Below are 19,077 nucleotides of genomic sequence, written 5' to 3'. Positions count from 1 at the left end.
ATAGTTTCTCACCTGGACGAGAAAGCGGCGCGGCATGGCACCTGAATGGCATTCGGTGTCCCGCACGCGACCCTCGCGTCGGATGCGGCGCCGCGGGTGAACGCCATGGAACGGATCATCGACGAGGGCCTCCTCATCGCCCTCTCCGCGGTGCGGATGGCCGTGAAGAACCACATCATCGTCGGGGCTCTCCGCGAGCACGACAACTTCGACGAATCGTCCTACCGGACGGTCGCGCGCGATGAACTGCTCCTTCTTGCGGCGCAGAACGAAGAGGATGCCGCCCGCGTCGCGCAGGAAAGACGGGAACTCGCGTCCCGGCGCTGGTCGCAGGGCTTCACCGAGGATGAGCGGCTCGACATCGGCAGGCTCGGCCGCCGTCGTCGCGCCCACAAGGGTCTCGCGCTCATCCTGCACGCGGTCGCGGACGACGACAAGAAACTGGCCGCGATCGTCGAGGACGCGCAACACGACGCGAGTTATGAGATCCGGAAGGCCCTCGCCGCACGCCTGATCCGCCAGACGATCGACGGCCACGCCCCTGGCTACGCGCGGATGCGTGAGGAGCGGATCAAATACCTGCTCGCGATCGACTTCGCGATGCTTCGGGACCGGACATCCGGAACGAATCCATAGCGATTCTTCGGTTTTCACTCTGGCGGCTCACCTAGGATTGAAACAATTCAGGTCGTTGCTCTTGCTCCATTTTTCCCGCCCGATTTCCCGCCCGGGATGCGCCCCAGGTCGACGACGACCATCGGTCATCGCACGGGAAAGAACACCATGACAGGCTTCGCACACGTCCTCAAACCGGGTCGCATCGGTACCCTCGAACTCCCGAACCGGGTGATCATGGCGCCGATGGGCACCGAGATGGGCACCCCGGAGGGGCTCTTCACCGCTCAAGAAATCGCGTATTACACCGAACGCGCCCGCGGGGGCACTGGCCTCGTGAGGACCGGCATCAGCGCCGTCTCCGAGGACTACGAGACGCTCAACGCCGGACTCTGCTGCGTGCACACCGATGCCGCGCTTCCGGGCCTCACCGCCCTCGCCGACTCGATCCACGCCGTCGGCGGGCTGGTCTCCCTGCAGCTCACCGCGGGCCTCGGGCGCAACATCAACGTGATCGACCCGGACCGGCTGCCGATATCCGCCTCCGACAACCCGCACTATGCAGACCCGAGCGTGCTCTGCCGGCCGCTCGAGATCGACGAGATCCACCTGCTCGTCCGCCGCTTCGGCGAAGCCGCTGCCCGCGCCGCCGCCGCGGGGATGGATGCGATCGACATCCATGGCCACACGGGCTACCTGATCGACCAGTTCATGAGCGCCTGCTGGAACCGCCGCACGGATGTCTACGGCGGCAGTGTCGAGAACCGCTGCCGGTTCGCGACCGAGATCATCGCCGCCGTCAAGGCCAACGCGCCCGGCCTGCCCGTCAGCTTCCGCCTCTCTGTCAACCACCGTTTCGCCGGGGGCCGCACGACGGCGGAGGGCCAGGCCATCGCCGTCGTGCTCGCCGCGGCTGGGCTCGACCTCATCATCGCCGACGACGGGTCATACGAAGCCATGGACTACGTCTTCCCGCCGTACTACCTCGGCGACGCGTGCATGGTCCCGGCGGCCCGCGCACTCAAGGACGTCGTCTCCATCCCGGTGATGGCCGTCGGCAACCTCACCCCGGAGAACGCGGAGGCCGCCCTCGCCGCGGGCGACGCCGACTTCGCCGGCATCGGGCGCGGACTGATCGCGGATCCGGAGTGGGCGGGCAAGCTCACCGCGGGCGATCGCGCGGACATCCGCCCGTGCATCCGCTGCAACTCGATGTGCGTCGGCAACGCCTTCTTCGCCCTGCCGCTCGGCTGCGCCGTGAACCCCCAGGTCGGCTTCGAACGCGAACGCCGCGTCGAGAAGGCGGATGTCCTCAAACACGTCGTCGTGATCGGCGGCGGCCCCGGCGGACTCGAATCCGCACGGGTCGCCGCGCTCCGCGGCCACTCCGTCGACCTCTACGAGGCAGGGCCCCAGCTCGGCGGCGTGCTGCTGCCCGCGGCGACCCCGGAGTTCAAGAAGGAACTGCGTGCGATGATCGGCTGGTGGGAACGCCAGTTCACCCACCTCCCCGTGACCGTGCACCTCGACACGACCATCGACGCGGACTCCCTCGCGACGTTCGAGGCCGACGAGATCATCGTCGCGACCGGTTCTCTTCCGCTCCTGCCGCCCATCCCCGGCCTCGACGGTGCGAACGTGATCGACGTGCTCGACTTCCACCGTGGCGTCCCCGTCGGCCATAGTGTCGTCATCGCGGGTGGCGGCCTCTCGGGCTGCGACGCCGCCCTCGAACTCGCCGGACAGGGCTGCAACGTCACGATCGTCGAACTCGCCGACGAGCTCGCCCGAGACATGATCGTGATCAACCGGATCACCCTGCTGCGCGAACTCAGTGAGAAGGGCGTCCGGATCCTCACCGGGCACACCGTCACCTCCGTCGACGCCGACGGCCTCACCGCGACCGGCCCGGACGGCGCCGTGCACGTCACCGCGTCCACGGTGATCGCGGCCTTCGGGGTGCGTCCGAACACGGCGCTCACGCTCGCGCTCGAAGGGCGAGCCAACGTGCATCCGCTCGGCGACTGCGTGCACCCGGCCAAGGTCGGCGAGGCCATCAACGCGGCCTTCCTGACCGCGCTCGTGCTCTGAGACGCCCGCCCTCGAGACGGATGCCCGGCGCTCGTCGCCGGCCGGGCATCCGCCCCGGACAGGCGAGCCTCACCTTGCTGGCGGTGAACGGGGGACGGGACAAGACTTGAAGCATGTCCCGTCTGTTCGCCGCCGTACGGCGGTATCCGCTCGTCGCCGCGACCATCGTGCTCGGGGTGGTCGGAATCGGGCTCGCCCTCGCCGGCTTCGCCGACAGCCTGGCCTGGCTGTTCGGCGGTTTCGGCCTGTTCGTCGCCGCGATCTCGGCCGTGGGCATGGTCAAGCAGCTGCGCCACGGCAGTTTCGGCGTCGACCTGCTCGCGATCACCGCCATCGTCGCAACGGTGCTCGTCGGCGAGTACGTCGCGACCATCCTGATCGTGCTGATGCTCACCGGGGGCGCCGCCCTCGAAGACTTCGCCGTGAACCGTGCCAAGCGCGAACTCAACGCCCTGCTCAACCGGGCACCGCAGATCGCGCACCGCCTGAGATCCGCAGATGACCTGGCCGACGTCGAGGACCTGCCAGCCACGGCTGTGCAGCCGGGTGACCTCCTGCTCGTGCGCCCGGCCGAGATCGTTCCCGTCGACGGTGTGCTCGAGTCCGCCAGCGCGGCCTTCGACGAGTCCTCGCTGACCGGGGAGAGCCTCCCCGTTGAACGCAACAAGGGCGAGGGCATCCTCTCGGGGTCGATCAACGGCCAGGCCGCCGCCACCATCCGCGCAACCGCGACCGCGGCGAACAGCCAGTACCAGCAGATCGTGGCCCTCGTCGAGGAGGCCTCCGCGAGCAAGGCACCCGTCGTCCGGCTCGCCGACCGGTACGCGGTGCCGTTCACCGCGGTCGCCCTGTCCCTGGCTGCCCTCGCCTGGATCCTGACCGGTGAGCCGGTCCGCTTCGCCGAGGTGCTCGTCGTCGCCACCCCGTGCCCGCTGCTGATCTCTGCTCCGATCGCGTTCATGGGAGGCATGAGCCGCGCGGCGCGCAACGGAATCATCGTCAAGGGCGGCGGGGTGCTCGAAGCGCTGTCCCGCGCCAGGACCATCGTCTTCGACAAGACCGGAACCCTGACCCACGGCACCCCCGCCATCGCCAGGGTGCTGCCCGCCGCCGGCTTCGACGCCGACGAGGTGCTGGCGCTCGCCGCGTCCGCCGAACAGTACTCGTCACACGTGCTCGCGGCATCCGTGATCGCGGAGGCTCGCAGCCGCGGCCTCGAGCTCCTCGCGACCGCGACGGCGAGCGAGGTGCCTGCACACGGCGTCGTCGCCAGGCTCGACGGCCGCGAGGTGACCGTGGGCAAGCTCTCCTTCGTGGCGGAGACCGCGCCGGCGGCCGTCGCCGCCCCGCTCGACGGCGGGGAACTCGCCATCTACGTCGCCGTGGACGGGAGCTTCGCCGGCAGCATCGTCGCGAGCGACCAGCTGCGCGGCAATGCCCGCCAGACGATCGACGCCCTCGGGGAGCTCGGAATCCGCAACACGGTCATGCTCACCGGGGACGCCCGGCCGACGGCCGAGCACATCGCCGCGCTCGTGGGAATCACGAACGTCCAGGCCGACTGCCTGCCTGTCGACAAGGTCGAGGGCGTGCGGGCGATCACGGAGCGTCCGGTGATCATGGTCGGCGACGGTGTCAATGACGCTCCCGTGCTCGCGGTGGCGGATGTCGGCATCGCGATGGGCGCGCGCGGCGCGACCGCGGCGAGCGAGTCAGCAGACGTCGTCATCCTGATCGACGACCTCTCGCGCACGGCCAGGGCGGTCGCGATCGGGCAGGACACGATCCGGATCGCGTTGCAGAGCATCTGGATCGGTATCGCGCTGAGCCTGGTCCTGATGGTCTTCGCCGCGTTCGGGCTGATCCCGGCGACGATCGGGGCGCTCCTGCAGGAGCTCGTCGACCTCGCGACGATCCTCAACGCGCTCCGTGCGATCGGCGGGCGGCGGGATGCCGCGCTCGCTGCCGGGAGCGTACCGGTGCACCGCGAATCAGCGACGGCGCTCGCGCGCTGAGCCGCGGCATCCGCCCGCGCGGCGACACCGCCGCGACGGCCTAGCCTGAGTAGATGCGCCTCTTCCGCCCCCGCACGCCGCCCACAGGGGCGGATGGGCAGCCGCGACTCTCCCGGGACGTGCTCGTCCTCGGCGTGATCGCCTTCTTCGTCATGGTCGGTTTCGGCGTCGTCGTCCCGGTGCTCCCGGTCTACGTGCGCAGCTTCGGCGTCGGCAACCTCGAGATCGGCGCGGTCGTCTCCGCGTTCGCGCTGATGCGGTTCGTCGCGAGCCCGTTCTGCGGGCGCCTGATCGACTGGGCGGGGGAGCGGACCATCCTCGCGGCGGGCATCGGCATCGTCGCACTCTCGAGCGGGCTCGCGGGCATCGCCCAGAACTACCCGCAACTGCTCCTGTTGCGCGGGGCAGGAGGCATCGGCTCGGCGATGTTCACCGTCTCGGCGATGACGCTCCTGCTCGGCTCGACTGCTCCGGGCATCCGCGGCCGCGCCATCGGCTTCTATCAGGGCGGGTTCCTGCTCGGCGGCATGGCCGGCCCCGCCCTCGGCGGCCTGCTCGCGACGATCTCGCTCACGGCGCCCTTCTTCTTCTACGCCGGCACGCTCGCGATCGCCGGTGTGCTCGGGCTGCTACTGCTGAGCCCCGGTTATCGCAACGCGACGGCGGATGCGTCCGGCGCGTCGGCGCCCAGGGTCCCGTTCCGCGCTGTGCTCGCCGACCCCCGGTTCCGGGCCGCGTGCCTGGCCAACTTCGCGCAGGGCTGGACCTCGTTCGGTGTGCGCAACGCGCTGATCCCTGTGCTCGTCGTCGAGGTGCTGCGCGGCCCCAGCTCCTGGACCGGTGTGGCCTTCGCTGTCGCGGCGGTCGCCCAGACCCTCGCACTCGCGCCCGCGGCCCGCTTCGTCGACACCGTCGGACGCCGCCCGGCGATCATCGGAGCCTGTCTGCTCGCCGCCGTGACCATCTTCGCGGTGCCGTTCGCGCCGAACATTGTGGTCCTCACGGTGCTGCTCTGCGTCTACGGCGTCGCGTCGGCGTTCCTCGGTACGGCTCCCGCCGCCGCGGTCGGCGACGCAGCGGGGGCAGGTGGCGGACGCCCGGTCGCGGTCTTCTCGATGTTCTCCGACTTCGGCGCGATCATCGGCCCGCTCGCGGCGGGCCTGCTCGCCGATTCCGTCTCGTACCCGGTCGCGTTCGGTGTCGGTGCGCTGTTCTTCCTCGCGACGAGCGCCCTCGCCCTGCGGATGCCGCGCGAGACTCGGGCGGTCCGTCCCGCCTGACCGCCCGGACGCGAGCGAGCTAGCGCAGCTCGGCGCGACCGGAGAGGACGCCGCTGACCGTCGCGACGACCGCGAAGACGCCGCCGATGATCGGCAGGCCCATGTCCCACCACGCGATCGCGGCGGCGCCGAACACCGCGATCTCGATGATCGCCTTGCCGAACGGGTCAAGCCGGAAGACGGCCTTCGGCGACCGGAACAAGGCCCAGAGGACGATCGCGAACGCGGGGGCGACGATGCCGACGAGCAGCGCGGGCCACGGGAACGGCCAGGTCGTGAAGCCCCAGACCGCGAGGGTGACGAACGCGAACAGTTCGAGCAGGAACCGCAGAACGTCGTTGAACCCGATCTTCGGCAGGGCACGGGAGTCAGTCACCCGCCCATCTTATCGATCGCGCGCCGCGGCATCCGGCGGCAGGGCCACGGGTGGCCTGGTGCCGAATTCAGGAGTTGAGCCCCAATCGGGCCGGATTAGGCCGGATTCTGCCCGGATTCGGGGCCAACTCCTGAATTCGGAACACCCCGGCGGGGTCTGGGGCCTGGCGGATGCCGGCGGCTACTTGAAGATGATCGTCCGGGCCCCGTCGAGCAGCACCCGGTGCTCGGCGAACCAGGTCACCGCCTGCGTGAGGGTGCGGCTCTCCTCGTCCTGGCCGATCGCGACGAGCTCGGCCGGCGTGCGGGAGTGGTCCACCCGGACCACGTTCTGCTCGATGATCGGTCCCTCGTCGAGGTCGCTCGTCACGAAGTGAGCCGTCGCCCCGATCAGCTTGACCCCGCGCGCGTGGGCCTGCTTGTACGGGTTCGCACCCTTGAACCCCGGCAGGAACGAGTGGTGGATGTTGATGGCCCGGCCCTCGAGGACCGCGCACAGTTCAGGGGACAGGATCTGCATGTACCGCGCGAGCACGACGAGCTCGATGTCGTTGTCCTCGATAGCCTCGATCACCCGGGCTTCGAAGGCGGCCTTGCTCGCGGCATCCGTGATGGGGAGCGATTCGAACGGCACCCCGTAGAAGCCGACGAGGTCGCGCAGGGTGCCGTGGTTGCTCAGCACCAGCGGGATCTCGATCGGCACCTGGCCGCCCCGGTGTCGGAAGAGCAGGTCGTTCACGCAGTTGCCCGCCGTCGAGGCGAGCACGAGGGTGCGGAGCGGGCGGCCGACGACGTCGATCACCGACGTCATCGCGTAGCGCTCGGCGACGGGTGCGAGCGCCGCCGTGAGCGCCTCGCGTGAGGCGGGAGTCTCGATCTGGAGTCGCATGAAGAACCGGCCGGTGTCGGCGCTCGTGAACTGCTGGCTCTCGGTGATGTTGCCGTGAGCCTGCACGATGGCGCCGCTCACGGCGTGGACGATGCCCGGCTGGTCGACGCAGACGAGGGCGATGACCCAGTGGTGGTGTGCGGGCAGCGGAGTGGAACTAGTCATCCGTCTAGGCTATCGGCTGCTGTCAGGCTGTCGGTTAGGCTGGATGCGGCCGGCACAAGCGACAGGCCCCGGGCGCGCACGCTGCGCGCACACGATCCGGCTGGCGCCGGCCCGGCCCCGCGCGGGCTGCAGGCCCAGCCCTCTGTGAGCACACCCATGTCCCTGACTTCGCCGATCGAGCTGCCCCGCTTCGATCCCGCCAACTCCGCCACCGCGCACTCCGACCGCCCCCGCACCGGCTCGGTCGCCTCGACCGTGGATCGGGCTGCTCGCCCTCTCCGGTGCCGTGTTCCTCTCCGTCACCAGCGAGATGCTGCCGACCGGCCTGCTCCCGGAGATGAGCGGATCGCTCGGAGTGCCGCAGTCGCAGACGGGCCTGCTTGTGAGCTGGTTCGCGTTCACCGTCGTGCTCACGAGCACGCCGCTGGCCCTGCTCACGAAACGGCTGCCCCGGCACGGACTCATCGTGTTCGTGCTCCTCGTTTTCGCGCTCAGCAACGTGCTCACCGCGCTCGCCCCGAGCTACGAACTCGTCGTCGCCACCCGGGTGCTCGGCGGCCTCGCCCACGGCCTGTTCTGGGGCGTCGTCGGGGCGTACTCCGCCCACCTCGTGCCCAAGGAACAGATCGGTCGGGCGATCTCGATCACGATCTCCGGCGGCACCCTCGCCTTCGTCTTCGGCGTGCCGCTCGGGACGGCGGCCGGGCATGCGCTCGGCTGGCGGCTGTCCTTCGTGCTGCTCGCCGTGCTCATGCTCATCGGCGCGGCCCTCGTCTGGCGGTTCCTGCCGAAGGTCGAGCACTACGTCTCCCCGCCGCGCGGCGACCGGGGCGTACCGGCGCAGGCAGCGGATGCCGCGGCATCCGCCCCCGATGCCCCGGACGCGAGCGCTGCGCCGCTCGAGACCACGTCAGCAGCCGTGACCGACCAGGCAGCCGTGACCGACCCGGCCCCGACAGCAGCCCCGCGCCCCCAGGCGCCCGCGCGCCGGGACCCCACGATCGCTCCCGTCGCCCTGATCTGCGTCATCGCAGCCCTGATCATGATCGGTCACTACTCCTTCTACACGTACATCGCGCCGTTCCTGATCGACGGCCTCGGGGTCGATCCGTCCGCGATCGCTCCGTTCCTCTTCGCCTACGGGATCGCCGGTGCCGTCGGACTGCTCCTCAGCGGCACGGTGTTCGCCGCCCGGCCCCAGCTCGGCATCGTGCTCGGCCTCGTCGTGAGTGCGGTCAGCGTCTCGGCGCTGAGCATCTGGAGCGGCATGCTCCCGGTCGCCATCGTCGCGTTCCTGCTTTGGGGCATCGCGTTCGGAGCGCTCCCCGCCCTCCTGCAGACCCGGCTGATGCACACCGCCTCCCGTCGCATCCGCGACACCGCGAGCGCTTTCTACACGACCGCGTTCAACACCGGGATCGGCGGCGGCGCCCTCCTCGGAGGGATCCTCCTCGAACGCTCGGGCATCACGTCAGTGCCGTTCGTCTACGTCGGGATCCTCGTCGCCGCGCTCGTGCTCGTGCTGGTGAGCCAGCTGGTGATCCGCCGCCGCTCGGCCGCGTAGCGCGGCATGCGGTGCCGCGTGCCTAGCCATGTGCGTAGCCGCGTGCGTCCCGCCGTGTGCCTCCGCGTGCGTCCCGCCGTGCGTCGACGCGAGCGCACCGCTGTGCGCTCCCGCATGCACTCCTGCGAGCGGATGCGCCGACTCGCGCACCCGGCGCACGGATGCCTCGAGGGCCGTCACGGCGACCGTGGTGGCGGGAGGCGGCGGCCGCACCGGTATTTCCGCCACCGCGTAGATGCTGCGGGCGGCGGCCCGCCGGTTGCTGCCCCTGACCCAGTCGGTGAAGTAGATCTTCGGCAGGATCTTGGCGACGGCCAGGACCACGTAGATGACGGTATTGATCCCGACGAAGGCCGAGAAGACGGCGAAGAACTCTGAGGCGAGGATCGTGTCGGGCAGCAGGATGCCTGCGGGCACCTGGCTGAGGACGTGGACCGGCATCAGGCGGCGCTCCCGGTTCCGACCTGCCTGCTCGCGTGTTCCCAGTCCGCCTGCCTGCCGAGGGTGATGTCGACGATGCCCTTGACGTAGACCACGTTCAGGAACATGTCGAAGCAGAGTTCGGGGAGCACGGTGACCGCGAGCAGGCGGGCCCGCCAGCCGCCCTTCCACACGGTGACCACGCGTTCGGTGACGAAGACGAGGCCCAGGCAGAGCCAGAACGGGAACCAGATCCAGGTGCTGACCGCGAGCAGGGTCAGCACCATCAGCGACAGGAACGAGGTCAGGGCGATGACGCTGTACCCGATGCCGAGTTGCTGCGCCCAGTAGCGGAGGGTCGCCGGGGTCAGGCCGTAGGTGCCGATATTCTCGAGGGCGCCGCGTTGCCAGCGCAGGCGCTGCTGCCAGAGCGCGGGGAGCGTCGGCATCAGCTCCGTCACCACGGTGCACTGGGTGGGGGAGGTGATCAGTCCGCCGAGGGACTTCAACGCGAGGGTCAGCTCGTTGTCCTCGGTGAGCGCGTACGTGTCGTAGACGTCGCCGGGCACCCCGGGAATGGTGACACCGCGGTTCTCGGCCACGGACCGCAGCGCGAGGGGCCGGAACAACGACGCCGTCCCGGTCAGGACGAAGACGCGGCCGCGCCGCCTGGCGAGTTCCCGCGAGTAGCGCACGTATTCGTTGCGCTGCAGCAGTCCGAGCAGGCCGAACCCCGGCTCCCCGTAGAAGAGGCCCCCGATCGCCATCAGGGCGCGATCGCTCGTGAACCGGGTGACCGCCTCGGCGAGGAAGCCGTCATCGAGCGCGGTGTCCGCGTCCATGATCATGACGACGTCGTTGTCGAGCTGTCCGGGCAGGACCCGTTTGAGGGCCTGGTTCAGGGCACCCGCCTTCTTCTGGGTGTTGCCCACGGATTCGACGACCTCGACGCCGTGTGCACGGGCGATGGTGACGGTGTCGTCGGTGCAGTTGTCCGCGACGACGATGACGCGCTCCGGCGGATGCGACTGGGTGAGAAGGGAGGCCAGGGTCACAGGGAGCGACAGGGCCTCGTTGTGAGCCGGGATCAGCACGGTCACCGTCACGGGCCCGGCGAAGACTCCTGCCGGCGGGACCATCACGATCTTCGGTGCGAGCGGGGTCAGGTGCGCGTTGGAGGACCGTCGGGACCGGTTCGTCGCGCGGCGTTCGAGCAGGGCGATGCCTGCGGCGAAGAGCACGGAGAGGGCGATGGCGCCGAGGATCGCCCGGGGGCCCGGCGCGCTCGGGTCGTACGACACCGGGAGCACGCCGAAGAGCACGATCCGGGAGGGGGCCGCACCGGGGGCGTGCTCGCCGGAGGCGACCAGGAACCAGAGCACGGCCGCCGCGCCCGTGGCGAGTCCCGCGATGACGAGGCCCACCGCCCGGCCCAGTTGTTGTGCCCCCATGCATCAGATCGTATCGGGCCGTGCGGAAGATTGTGCACAATATCGCGTGGTACCGCAGTGTCCCGGCGGGTGCGGTGCGGTGCGGCGTGGTGCGGTTTAGCGGGGAGGCCGCCCGGTCCCGTTCTCGTCGGCGAGCGGCCGGTTCGCCTTGATCGGGAAGGCCCCGGTCTTGCCGTCGCGGGCGAGCGCGATCTGCAGGATCCGGCCGCGGCACGCATACCAGCCGACCACGAGCGCCGGGATGATCACGATCAGGGAACTGATCGTGAGCGTGCCGACCGGCCAGTCGAAGGCCATCAGCACGAGAACCGTCGCCAGGAACCCGAGGCTCGCATAACCGGTGTATGGAGCCCCGAACAGGCGGAACGCCGGCCGTTTCAGGATCCCGCGCTTCGCCCAGGCCTGCAGGCGCAGCTGGCAGAGCACGATCATCCCCCACGCGCTGATGATCCCGATCGCCGCCATGTTGAGCACGATCTCGAACGCCTCATCCGGCACGATCGCATTGAGGCCGACACCGAGCAGGGTGACGAAGCCCGTCAAGAGGATGCCGCCGAACGGCACCCCGGTCCGGCTCACCTTTCCGGCGAAGCGCGGCGCCGATCCCGCGAGCGACATCGACCGGAGGATCCGTCCCGTCGAGTAGAGGCCGGCATTGAGCGACGACAGCGCCGCGGTCAGCACGACGAGGTTCATGATCACGTCGACCCCGCCGACGCCGATGCTGCCGAAGAACGTCACGAAGGGGCTGACGCCTGCCTGGTACGCGGTGTACGGCAGCAGCAGCGAGAGCAGCAGGATCGAGCCGACGTAGAAGACCGCGATGCGCACGATCACGGTGTTGATCGCCTTGGGCATCACCGTCTCCGGATGGGCGGTCTCTCCGGCGGTCGTGCCGACGAGTTCGATCGAGGCGTAGGCGAAGACGACGCCCTGCACGACGACGATCGAGGCGAGCACCCCGTTGGGGAACCAGCCGCCGTTGTCCGCGATCAGGCTGAAGCCGGCCTCCTGGCCCGGGATCGGGGTGCCGAAGATCACCATCCAGGTGCCGACGAGCAGGAAGGACACGATCGCAACGACCTTGATCAGCGCGAACCAGAACTCGAGCTCGCCGAAGACGCTCACCGACAGCAGGTTGAGGCACAGCACGACCGCGAGGGCCGTCAGCGCGTAGAGCCACTGCGGCACGCTCCCGAACGGCGCCCAGTACTTGGCGAAGAAGTTCATGTACAGCGCGACGGCGGTGACATCGACGATCGCCGTCATCACCCAGTTGATCCAGTACAGCCAGCCGGTGACGAACGCGGCCTTCTCGCCGAAGAATTCGCGCGCATACGAGACGAAGGAGCCGGACGACGGGCGGTGCAGGACGAGCTCGCCGAGTGCGCGCAGGATCAGGAACGCGAAGAACCCGCAGATCGCGTAGACGAAGACGAGGGAAGGACCCGCTGAGGCGAGCCGGCCGCCGGCGCCGAGGAAGAGCCCGGTGCCGATCGCGCCGCCGATCGCGATCATCTGCACCTGCCGGCCCTTGAGCCCCTTGTGCAGGCCCGCATCCTCGTGCACGCTCGTCGCATCGTGGATGTGCTCGAGCGGCGTCTCGACGGGCAGGCCGTGGTGCCCGTGCTCGTGAGGCTGCGCTGGCTCTGCCTCAGCCCCTGACCCGGTCGGATCGGGGCGTTGCGGCCCCCGGATGGCACTCGTCATGGGGGCACTTCCGATCCAGTTGCTTTTCGCCCACCCTACCCGTGGGGCGCCGGCGCCCCCTAACAGGGTCCGTCCACCGGGCACTCGGTAGACTGGTTTTCCGTACCCCTGACCCGAGAAACAGAGCCGGAGGCCGCATGACGACGATCCTCCTCGCCTTCCTGGCGCTGTCCGTCCTGACGCCGGCGCTCACCCGCGTGCTGTCCACCAAGGTGTTCTACCTGATCGCGCTTCTGCCTGCGGCGGCGTTCGTCTTCACGCTCACGCAGACCGCGACCGTCACGCGCGGAGGTTCCGAAACCTCGAGCATCCCGTGGATCCCGCAGCTCGGCGTCGCGCTGTCCTTCCGCGTCGACACCCTCGCCTGGCTGCTCGCCCTCGTCGTGACCGGCGTCGGCGCCCTCGTGCTCGTGTACTGCGCCCGCTACTTCGACGCTGACGAACCGGCGCTCGGCCGCTTCGCAGCCTGCCTCCTCGCCTTCGCAGGCACCATGTACGGGCTCGTGACCGCGGACGACGTGGTCGTGATGTTCATGTTCTGGGAGATCACGAGCGTGCTCTCCTACCTGTTGATCGGCCATTACACCTTCCGCAGGGAGAGCAGGGGCGCCGCGCTCCAGGCCCTGATCGTGACGACCTTCGGCGGACTCGTCATGCTCGTCGGCGTCGTGATGCTCAGCGTCGAGGCAGGGACGACCTCGCTCGCCCTGCTCGTCGCCCAACCCGTCACCGGCCCGGTCGCGACCTGGGCCATCCTGCTCATCCTCGTCGGGGCCCTGTCCAAGTCGGCTCTCGTCCCCTTCCACTTCTGGCTCCCCGCCGCGATGGCCGCCCCCACCCCGGTCAGCGCCTACCTGCACGCCGCCGCCATGGTCAAGGCCGGCATCTACCTCGTCGCCCGGCTCGCCCCCGGGTATGCAGACACCGAGGGGTGGATGCCGGTGCTCATGACGATCGGCGTCTGGACCATGCTCGTGGGCGCCTGGCGTTCCCTGCGGCAGCACGACCTCAAGCTCGTGCTCGCCTACGGAACCGTGAGCCAGCTCGGCTTCATCATGGTCGTCGTCGGATTCGGCACCCGCGACGCGGCGCTCGCCGGGGCCGCGCTCCTCCTCGCCCACGCGCTCTACAAGGCGGCGCTCTTCCTCGTCGTGGGGATCATCGACCACCGCGCGGGCACCCGCGACCTCCGGAAGCTCTCCGGAATCGGCCGCAGCGACCCGGCGCTCGCCGTGATCGCGCTCGTCGCCGTGGCGTCGATGGCCGGACTTCCACCCCTGCTCGGATTCGTCGCCAAGGAGGCCGTCTTCACGGCGTTCCTCGAGGCGGCACTGCACGGCGACGGCTGGGGCTGGGTGGCGCTCGCCGGCACGGCGGTGGGCTCCCTGCTGACCGTGGCGTACAGCATCCGCTTTTTCCACGGCGCGTTCGGAACGAGGGGGGCGCTGGTGCAGACGGCCCTGCACCCGAGCCGCTGGGACATCCTGATCGCCCCGGGACTACTCGCCGTCGCGACGATCGCGCTCGGCCCGCTGGCCGGCCGGCTCGACCCGCTGCTCGCGCCGTACGCGGACACCGTCCCCGGCGGAGGGCACGCGCACCTCGCCCTCTGGCACGGATTCGAACCCGCCCTGGGCATCACCGCTGTCGTGCTCACGCTCGGCGCCGTGATGTTCTGGAAGCGTCGCGGGGTCGCGGTGCTGCAGGAGCGGGTGCCGGGGTCCGTCGACGCCGGTCGGGGCTATGGGCTGCTGGTGCGCAGCGTCGATCGCACCGCGGCGAGGCTCACCCACTTCGCGCAGCGCGGCGGCCTGCCGCAGTACCTCGGCACGATCCTCGTGGTCTTCGTGCTCGCGCTCGGCTTCGCCTCCCTGGTCAACCGCACCTGGCCGGACTCGGTCGTGCTCTGGGACTACCCGGGCCAGGTCATCATCGCCGTGATCATGGGCGTTGCGGCGATCGCGGCGTCCCGCTCAGGGCAGCGGATGACGTCGGTGCTGCTCGCGGGAGTCACCGGCTATGGCCTCGTGGCCCTGTTCGCCTTCCACGGCGCACCCGACCTCGCCCTGACCCAGGCTCTCGTGGAGACGATGACCCTCGTGGTCTTCGTGCTCGTGCTGCGCCGGCTGCCGGCGAGGGTCACCCGCCCGAACGCGCCGTTGCATCGCAGGCGCCGCGCCCTGATCGGGGTGCTGGTCGGGGCGACGATGGGCACCATCGCCATGATCGCCCTCGGCGCCAGGCAGGCGCCGAGCATCGCGCTCGAGCTGCCGCGCCTGACGCTCGAGGCGCACGGCACCAACATCGTCAACGTCGCACTCGTCGACATCCGGGCCTGGGACACGATGGGGGAGGTGTCCGTGCTCATCGTCGTCGCGACCGGCGTCGCGAGCCTGCTCTTCGTGTCCGGGCGCACCGAGACCCTGCCGCGTCTGAAGGGCTCCCGCACCCAGCGGTCACCGCGCAACCGTCGCCGCGTCGTAGCCGACCCGCAGGCCTCCTCGGCCGGCCACGCCGTCACCCGGCAGTCCTGGCTGCTCGCCGGGCGCACGATCAAGCCGGAGGACCGGTCGATCCTGATCGAGGTCATCGTGCGGCTTCTCTTCCACCCCGCGATCGTCGTGTCGGTGTTCCTGCTCTTCGCCGGGCACAACGCGCCAGGGGGCGGATTCGCCGGCGGGCTCCTCGCCGGGCTCGCCCTCGTCGCCCGCTACCTCGCCGGAGGACGCTACGAACTCGGCGAAGCCGCCCCGATCGACCCGGGCAAGATCCTCGGCCTCGGAGTGATCCTCGCCGTCGGCACCGCGGTCGCCTCACTGTTCGTCACCGGGATCCCCCTGCAGTCGGCGTACGCGAGCGTCGACGTTCCCGTGCTCGGGCACCTCTCCTTCGGCACCTCCACTGTTTTCGACATCGGCGTCTACCTCGTCGTGATCGGCCTGGCACTCGACATCCTCCGCAGCCTCGGCAGCGAGATCGACCGGCAGAGCGAGGCCGGTGAGGCTCCGCCCGCCGGGTCCGACGCCTCCGCGACCGGTTCCGGCTCCGATGCCGCGGGTGCCCCGGTGTCAGAACCGGGCGCGGAGCCGGTGCCGGAGGTGGTCCCGTGAGCGCCTCCCTGACCCTCGTCGTCGTCATGGCCGTGCTCTACGCGGCCGGCGTCTACATCATGCTCGAGCGCAGCCTGACCCGGGTGCTGATCGGGTTCGTGCTCGTCGGGAACGCGACCAACCTGCTGATCTTCATCATGAGCGGCCGGCCGGGCAGCTCGCCGATCATCACCGGAACCGCGAGCGATGCCGACATGGTCGATCCCGTGCCGCAGATCCTGATGCTGACCGCGATAGTGATCAATTTCGGCGTGACCGCCCTCATCCTCGCCCTGGTCTATCGCGCCTGGTGGCTTGCCCAGCTCGGCGACGAGGGCGACACCCTCACCGACGAGCACGCTGCGGAGACCGCGTCCTCCGCGGAGCAGGACTTCCGGTCCTCCGCGGACGATGACGCGGCCGTGCGCGCCTCCCTCGACGCGAGCGATCACGACGACGCGAGCGATCACGACGACCCCGACGATCACGACGACCCGGACGACTACGATCACGACGACGGAGCGCCCGCCCGCCCCGGGAACACGGATGCCGCCCGATGAACCTTGCGACCATCCTCGTCCCCCTCGTCGTCGCCGTCCCGCTGCTCGGCAGCGCGATCACGCTCGCCCTCGGCCGGCGCACCGTGACCCAGATCGCTGTCGGCGTCGCCTCGCTGGCCACGGTCGCCCTGATCAGCGCCACGCTCCTCGTGCTCGTCGACCAGCAGGGACCCGCCGTCGTGCACGTCGGCGGCTGGCAGGCGCCGTGGGGGATCGTGCTCGTCGTGGACCGACTCTCGGCTCTCATGCTGCTCGTCTCGGCCGTGATGCTCCTCGGCGTGCTGCTCTTCGCCGTCGGCCAGGGCATCATCGACGGCGACAGGGAAACCCCCGTCTCGATCTTCCACCCGACCTACCTCGTGCTCGCCGCCGGGCTGTTCAACGCCTTCATCGCCGGTGACCTGTTCAACCTCTACGTCGGCTTCGAGATGCTGCTCTCGGCCAGCTATGTGCTGCTCACCCTCGGTGGTACCGGTGCGCGCATCCGTGCCGGCGTCACCTACATCGTCGTGAGCCTGGTCTCGTCGATCCTCTTCCTCAGCTCGATCGCCCTGATCTACGGCGCGACGGGGACCGTGACCCTCGCCCTCCTCGCCGAACGCATCCCCGCCCTGCCCGGAGACGTGCAGGGCATCCTCGGGCTGATGCTCCTCCTCGCCTTCTCGGTGAAGGCCGCCGTGTTCCCGCTGTCGTTCTGGCTCCCGGATTCCTACCCGACCGCACCCGCCCCGGTCACGGCGGTCTTCGCGGGCCTGCTCACCAAGGTCGGCGTCTACGCGATCCTGCGCACCCAGACCCTGCTCTTCCCGAGCAACCCGTTCCAGGTGCCGCTCCTCATCGTCGCCGCGCTCACGATGCTGATCGGCATTCTCGGCGCACTCGCCCAGGCCGACATCAAGAGGCTGCTGTCCTTCACCCTGGTCAGCCACATCGGCTACCTGATCTTCGGCATCGCGATCGGCACCCCGCTCGCCCTCGCCGCGACGATCTTCTACGTCGTGCACCACATCAGCGTCCAGACCACCCTGTTCCTTTCGGCCGGGCTCATCGAGCGCGTCGGCGGCACGACTTCCCTCGCCCGGCTGGGCGGCATGCTCAAGGCCGCTCCCGTCGTCGCAGTGCTGTTCTTCATCGGCGCGATGAACCTCGGCGGCATCCCGCCGTTCTCCGGCTTCCTCGGCAAGTTCGCCCTGTTCCAGGCCGGGGCCCAGCTCGGCACCCCGCTCGCGTGGGCGGTGATCGGGGCGGGAGCGGCCACCTCGCTCCTGACCCTCTACGCCCTCGCCCGCGCGTGGAACATGGCCTTCTGGCGCCCGCGCCGCGAGGTCGAGAACTACGACTCGGCCATGCTCGACCGCCTCACCGACGACCCGCACGACGACGGAACGGTCGTGACCAAGACCGTCTCCCGGCTCATGGTCGGCGCGACCGCCGGGCTGCTCGTGCTGACCATCGGGCTGACGGTCTTCGCGGGTCCCGTCTTCGACTTCGCGGCGCGGGCCGCCGCCGATATCGAGGCCCCGAGCGACTATGTCGACGCGGTCTTCCCTGGCGGCACACCGTGACGACCCGCGCGGAGCGCCGCGCCGCCCTCCTGAACCAGCTCCCGCTCTGGCTCGGGCTCGTACTGCTCTGGATGCTGCTCTGGGGCAGCTTCTCCTGGCTCAACCTCGTGACCGGAGCCCTGCTCGCCGCGCTCGTCTCCGTCGTTTTCTACCTGCCCGCCGTGCAGCTGAGCGGCCGGATCAGCCCGGCAGGCGCCCTCGCGTTCCTGCTGCGGCTGTTCGGCGACATCGTGCGCGCGTCCGTGCAGGTCGCCTGGCTGGCCCTCAGGCCCCTCAGGAGGCCCGCCGGTCCGGACAGCGCGATCATCGCGGTGCCGCTCCGCACCCGGAGCGACCTCATCCTGACCTGGACGGCCGTTGCGACCTCGATCGTGCCCGGATCGATCGTCATCGACACCGACCGGGTGAGCTCCACGCTCCACCTGCACGTGCTGAACGTGCGCACGCACGCCCAGATCGACCGGTTCCGGGTGAGCGTGCTCGCGACCGAGCGGCGCATCGTGCGCGCGTTCGGCTCGCGCGAAGACCTCGAACGACTCGCCCTCGGCGATGCTGTGGCCGCCGTTGCGGCGGCAACGGGCGCCGTGGCCGGGGACGCGCGCGCGGCATCCGCTCGGAATGACGACGACAGGGACCGCCGGAACCTGGACGACACGGGAAAGGAAACCTGATGGGAGTCGTCGTGATCGTAGCCGCCGTGCTGTTCGGCGCCGGGGGACTGTGCGCGGTGTACCGCATCATTCGCGGCCCGTCTGTCCTCGACCGCGTGATCGCCTCCGATGTGCTCGTCGCGACCGTGATCTGCGCGCTCGGCGCGGAGATGGCGATCAACCGGCACGTCGACACCCTGCCGGTGCTGCTCGTGCTCGCCCTGTTCGCGGTGCTCGGCTCGCTCGCCGTCGGCCGCTTCCTCGGCGGGAAGGAGCACTCGTGACCGCGGTGATCGGCGATGTGGTCACGGCGGTGCTCGTGCTCTCCGCCGCCCTGATGTGCCTCGCGGCCGGCGTCGGCCTGCTGCGCTTCCGGGATGTGCTCAGCAGGCTGCACGCGGCGACCAAGCCGCAGATCTTCGGCCTCATCGCCGTGACGGTGGATGTCGCGGTCAACAACTTCACCCTCGGCACCGTCACGCTCTCGGTCGCGATCGTGGCCTTCCAGGCGCTCACCGCCCCGATGGCCGCGCACCTCATCGCCAGGGTCGCGCACGACACCGACCGGTTCCGGCCGGAACTGCTCGTCGTCGACGAGCTCGGACGCGCGAACCGGCGCGGAGACCGCGGCGCCTGAT

The 19,077-nt window shown here is 70.0% G+C and carries 16 protein-coding genes; 11 read left to right on the top strand and 5 right to left on the bottom strand.

Annotation, left to right across the window (positions count from 1 at the left end; genetic code table 11):
- The first annotated feature begins 45 nt into the window (after window positions 1-45).
- From RHM57_RS13970 to RHM57_RS13955, 4 genes are all read left to right on the top strand, one after another.
- A complete protein-coding gene (locus RHM57_RS13970) occupies window positions 46-636 on the top strand; it encodes a hypothetical protein (RefSeq protein ID WP_322137198.1) in 591 nt (196 codons plus the stop codon).
- Between the two features lie 147 nt (window positions 637-783).
- Window positions 784-2,706 (top strand): FAD-dependent oxidoreductase, encoded by a 1,923-nt coding sequence (locus RHM57_RS13965; RefSeq protein ID WP_322188393.1) that lies wholly within the window; start codon window positions 784-786, stop codon window positions 2,704-2,706.
- A gap of 113 nt (window positions 2,707-2,819) precedes the next feature.
- Window positions 2,820-4,721: a heavy metal translocating P-type ATPase gene (locus tag RHM57_RS13960; protein ID WP_322137200.1), complete on the top strand. Its 1,902-nt coding sequence runs from the start codon at window positions 2,820-2,822 to the stop codon at window positions 4,719-4,721.
- A gap of 53 nt (window positions 4,722-4,774) precedes the next feature.
- Complete coding sequence (locus RHM57_RS13955) at window positions 4,775-6,001, top strand: MFS transporter (protein WP_322137201.1); 1,227 nt, start codon at window positions 4,775-4,777, stop codon at window positions 5,999-6,001.
- Between the two features lie 19 nt (window positions 6,002-6,020).
- On the opposite strand, the gene RHM57_RS13950 is transcribed toward RHM57_RS13955, so the two are convergent.
- Together RHM57_RS13950 and purU are read right to left on the bottom strand one after the other, a co-directional pair.
- A complete protein-coding gene (locus RHM57_RS13950; protein ID WP_322137202.1) occupies window positions 6,021-6,377 on the bottom strand; it encodes a YrdB family protein in 357 nt (118 codons plus the stop codon).
- A gap of 180 nt (window positions 6,378-6,557) precedes the next feature.
- The gene (gene purU / locus RHM57_RS13945) at window positions 6,558-7,430 is read right to left on the bottom strand and encodes a formyltetrahydrofolate deformylase (RefSeq protein ID WP_322140984.1); all 873 of its coding nucleotides are present in this window, start codon (window positions 7,428-7,430) and stop codon (window positions 6,558-6,560) included.
- 286 nt (window positions 7,431-7,716) lie between these two features.
- Here purU and RHM57_RS13940 point away from each other — a divergent pair, with 286 nt between their 5' ends.
- Window positions 7,717-8,994: an MFS transporter gene (locus RHM57_RS13940; protein ID WP_322188391.1), complete on the top strand. Its 1,278-nt coding sequence runs from the start codon at window positions 7,717-7,719 to the stop codon at window positions 8,992-8,994.
- On the opposite strand, the gene RHM57_RS13935 is transcribed toward RHM57_RS13940, so the two are convergent.
- The 3 genes from RHM57_RS13935 to RHM57_RS13925 form a co-directional block, all read right to left on the bottom strand.
- Window positions 8,902-9,435 (bottom strand): hypothetical protein, encoded by a 534-nt coding sequence (locus RHM57_RS13935; RefSeq protein ID WP_322137204.1) that lies wholly within the window; start codon window positions 9,433-9,435, stop codon window positions 8,902-8,904. The two genes, RHM57_RS13940 and RHM57_RS13935, sit on opposite strands and share 93 nt — an antisense overlap.
- Window positions 9,435-10,865: a glycosyltransferase family 2 protein gene (locus RHM57_RS13930; RefSeq protein WP_322140982.1), complete on the bottom strand. Its 1,431-nt coding sequence runs from the start codon at window positions 10,863-10,865 to the stop codon at window positions 9,435-9,437. Before RHM57_RS13930 ends, RHM57_RS13935 begins: the two co-directional genes overlap by 1 nt.
- Window positions 10,866-10,961: 96 nt before the next feature.
- On the bottom strand, window positions 10,962-12,575 hold the full coding sequence (locus RHM57_RS13925) for an amino acid permease (protein WP_134449985.1): 1,614 nt from the start codon (window positions 12,573-12,575) through the stop codon (window positions 10,962-10,964).
- A gap of 137 nt (window positions 12,576-12,712) precedes the next feature.
- Here RHM57_RS13925 and RHM57_RS13920 point away from each other — a divergent pair, with 137 nt between their 5' ends.
- The 6 genes from RHM57_RS13920 to mnhG are packed head-to-tail and all read left to right on the top strand — an operon-like array spanning window position 12,713 to window position 19,076.
- Complete coding sequence (locus tag RHM57_RS13920) at window positions 12,713-15,685, top strand: Na+/H+ antiporter subunit A (RefSeq protein ID WP_322188389.1); 2,973 nt, start codon at window positions 12,713-12,715, stop codon at window positions 15,683-15,685.
- A complete protein-coding gene (locus RHM57_RS13915; protein ID WP_322137208.1) occupies window positions 15,682-16,224 on the top strand; it encodes a sodium:proton antiporter in 543 nt (180 codons plus the stop codon). The genes RHM57_RS13920 and RHM57_RS13915 overlap by 4 nt, the downstream gene beginning before the upstream one ends.
- A complete protein-coding gene (locus tag RHM57_RS13910; protein ID WP_322137209.1) occupies window positions 16,221-17,789 on the top strand; it encodes a Na+/H+ antiporter subunit D in 1,569 nt (522 codons plus the stop codon). Before RHM57_RS13915 ends, RHM57_RS13910 begins: the two co-directional genes overlap by 4 nt.
- Window positions 17,786-18,460 carry a Na+/H+ antiporter subunit E gene (locus RHM57_RS13905; RefSeq protein WP_322188387.1) on the top strand — a complete coding sequence of 225 codons (675 nt, stop codon included), beginning with the start codon at window positions 17,786-17,788 and terminating at the stop codon, window positions 18,458-18,460. The genes RHM57_RS13910 and RHM57_RS13905 overlap by 4 nt, the downstream gene beginning before the upstream one ends.
- Entirely contained in the window at window positions 18,460-18,723 is a 264-nt protein-coding gene (locus RHM57_RS13900; RefSeq protein WP_174774608.1) for a monovalent cation/H+ antiporter complex subunit F, read from the top strand. Before RHM57_RS13905 ends, RHM57_RS13900 begins: the two co-directional genes overlap by 1 nt.
- Window positions 18,720-19,076 (top strand): monovalent cation/H(+) antiporter subunit G, encoded by a 357-nt coding sequence (gene mnhG, locus RHM57_RS13895; RefSeq protein WP_322137211.1) that lies wholly within the window; start codon window positions 18,720-18,722, stop codon window positions 19,074-19,076. Before RHM57_RS13900 ends, mnhG begins: the two co-directional genes overlap by 4 nt.
- Window position 19,077: the final 1 nt, after the last annotated feature.

The organism is Cryobacterium sp. 10S3 (genome assembly GCF_034344045.1).
Taxonomy (GTDB): Bacteria; Actinomycetota; Actinomycetes; order Actinomycetales; family Microbacteriaceae; genus Cryobacterium; species Cryobacterium glucosi.
Note: the sequence above shows the minus strand (reverse complement) of the source record. Positions and strands in the feature narration are given on the sequence as shown.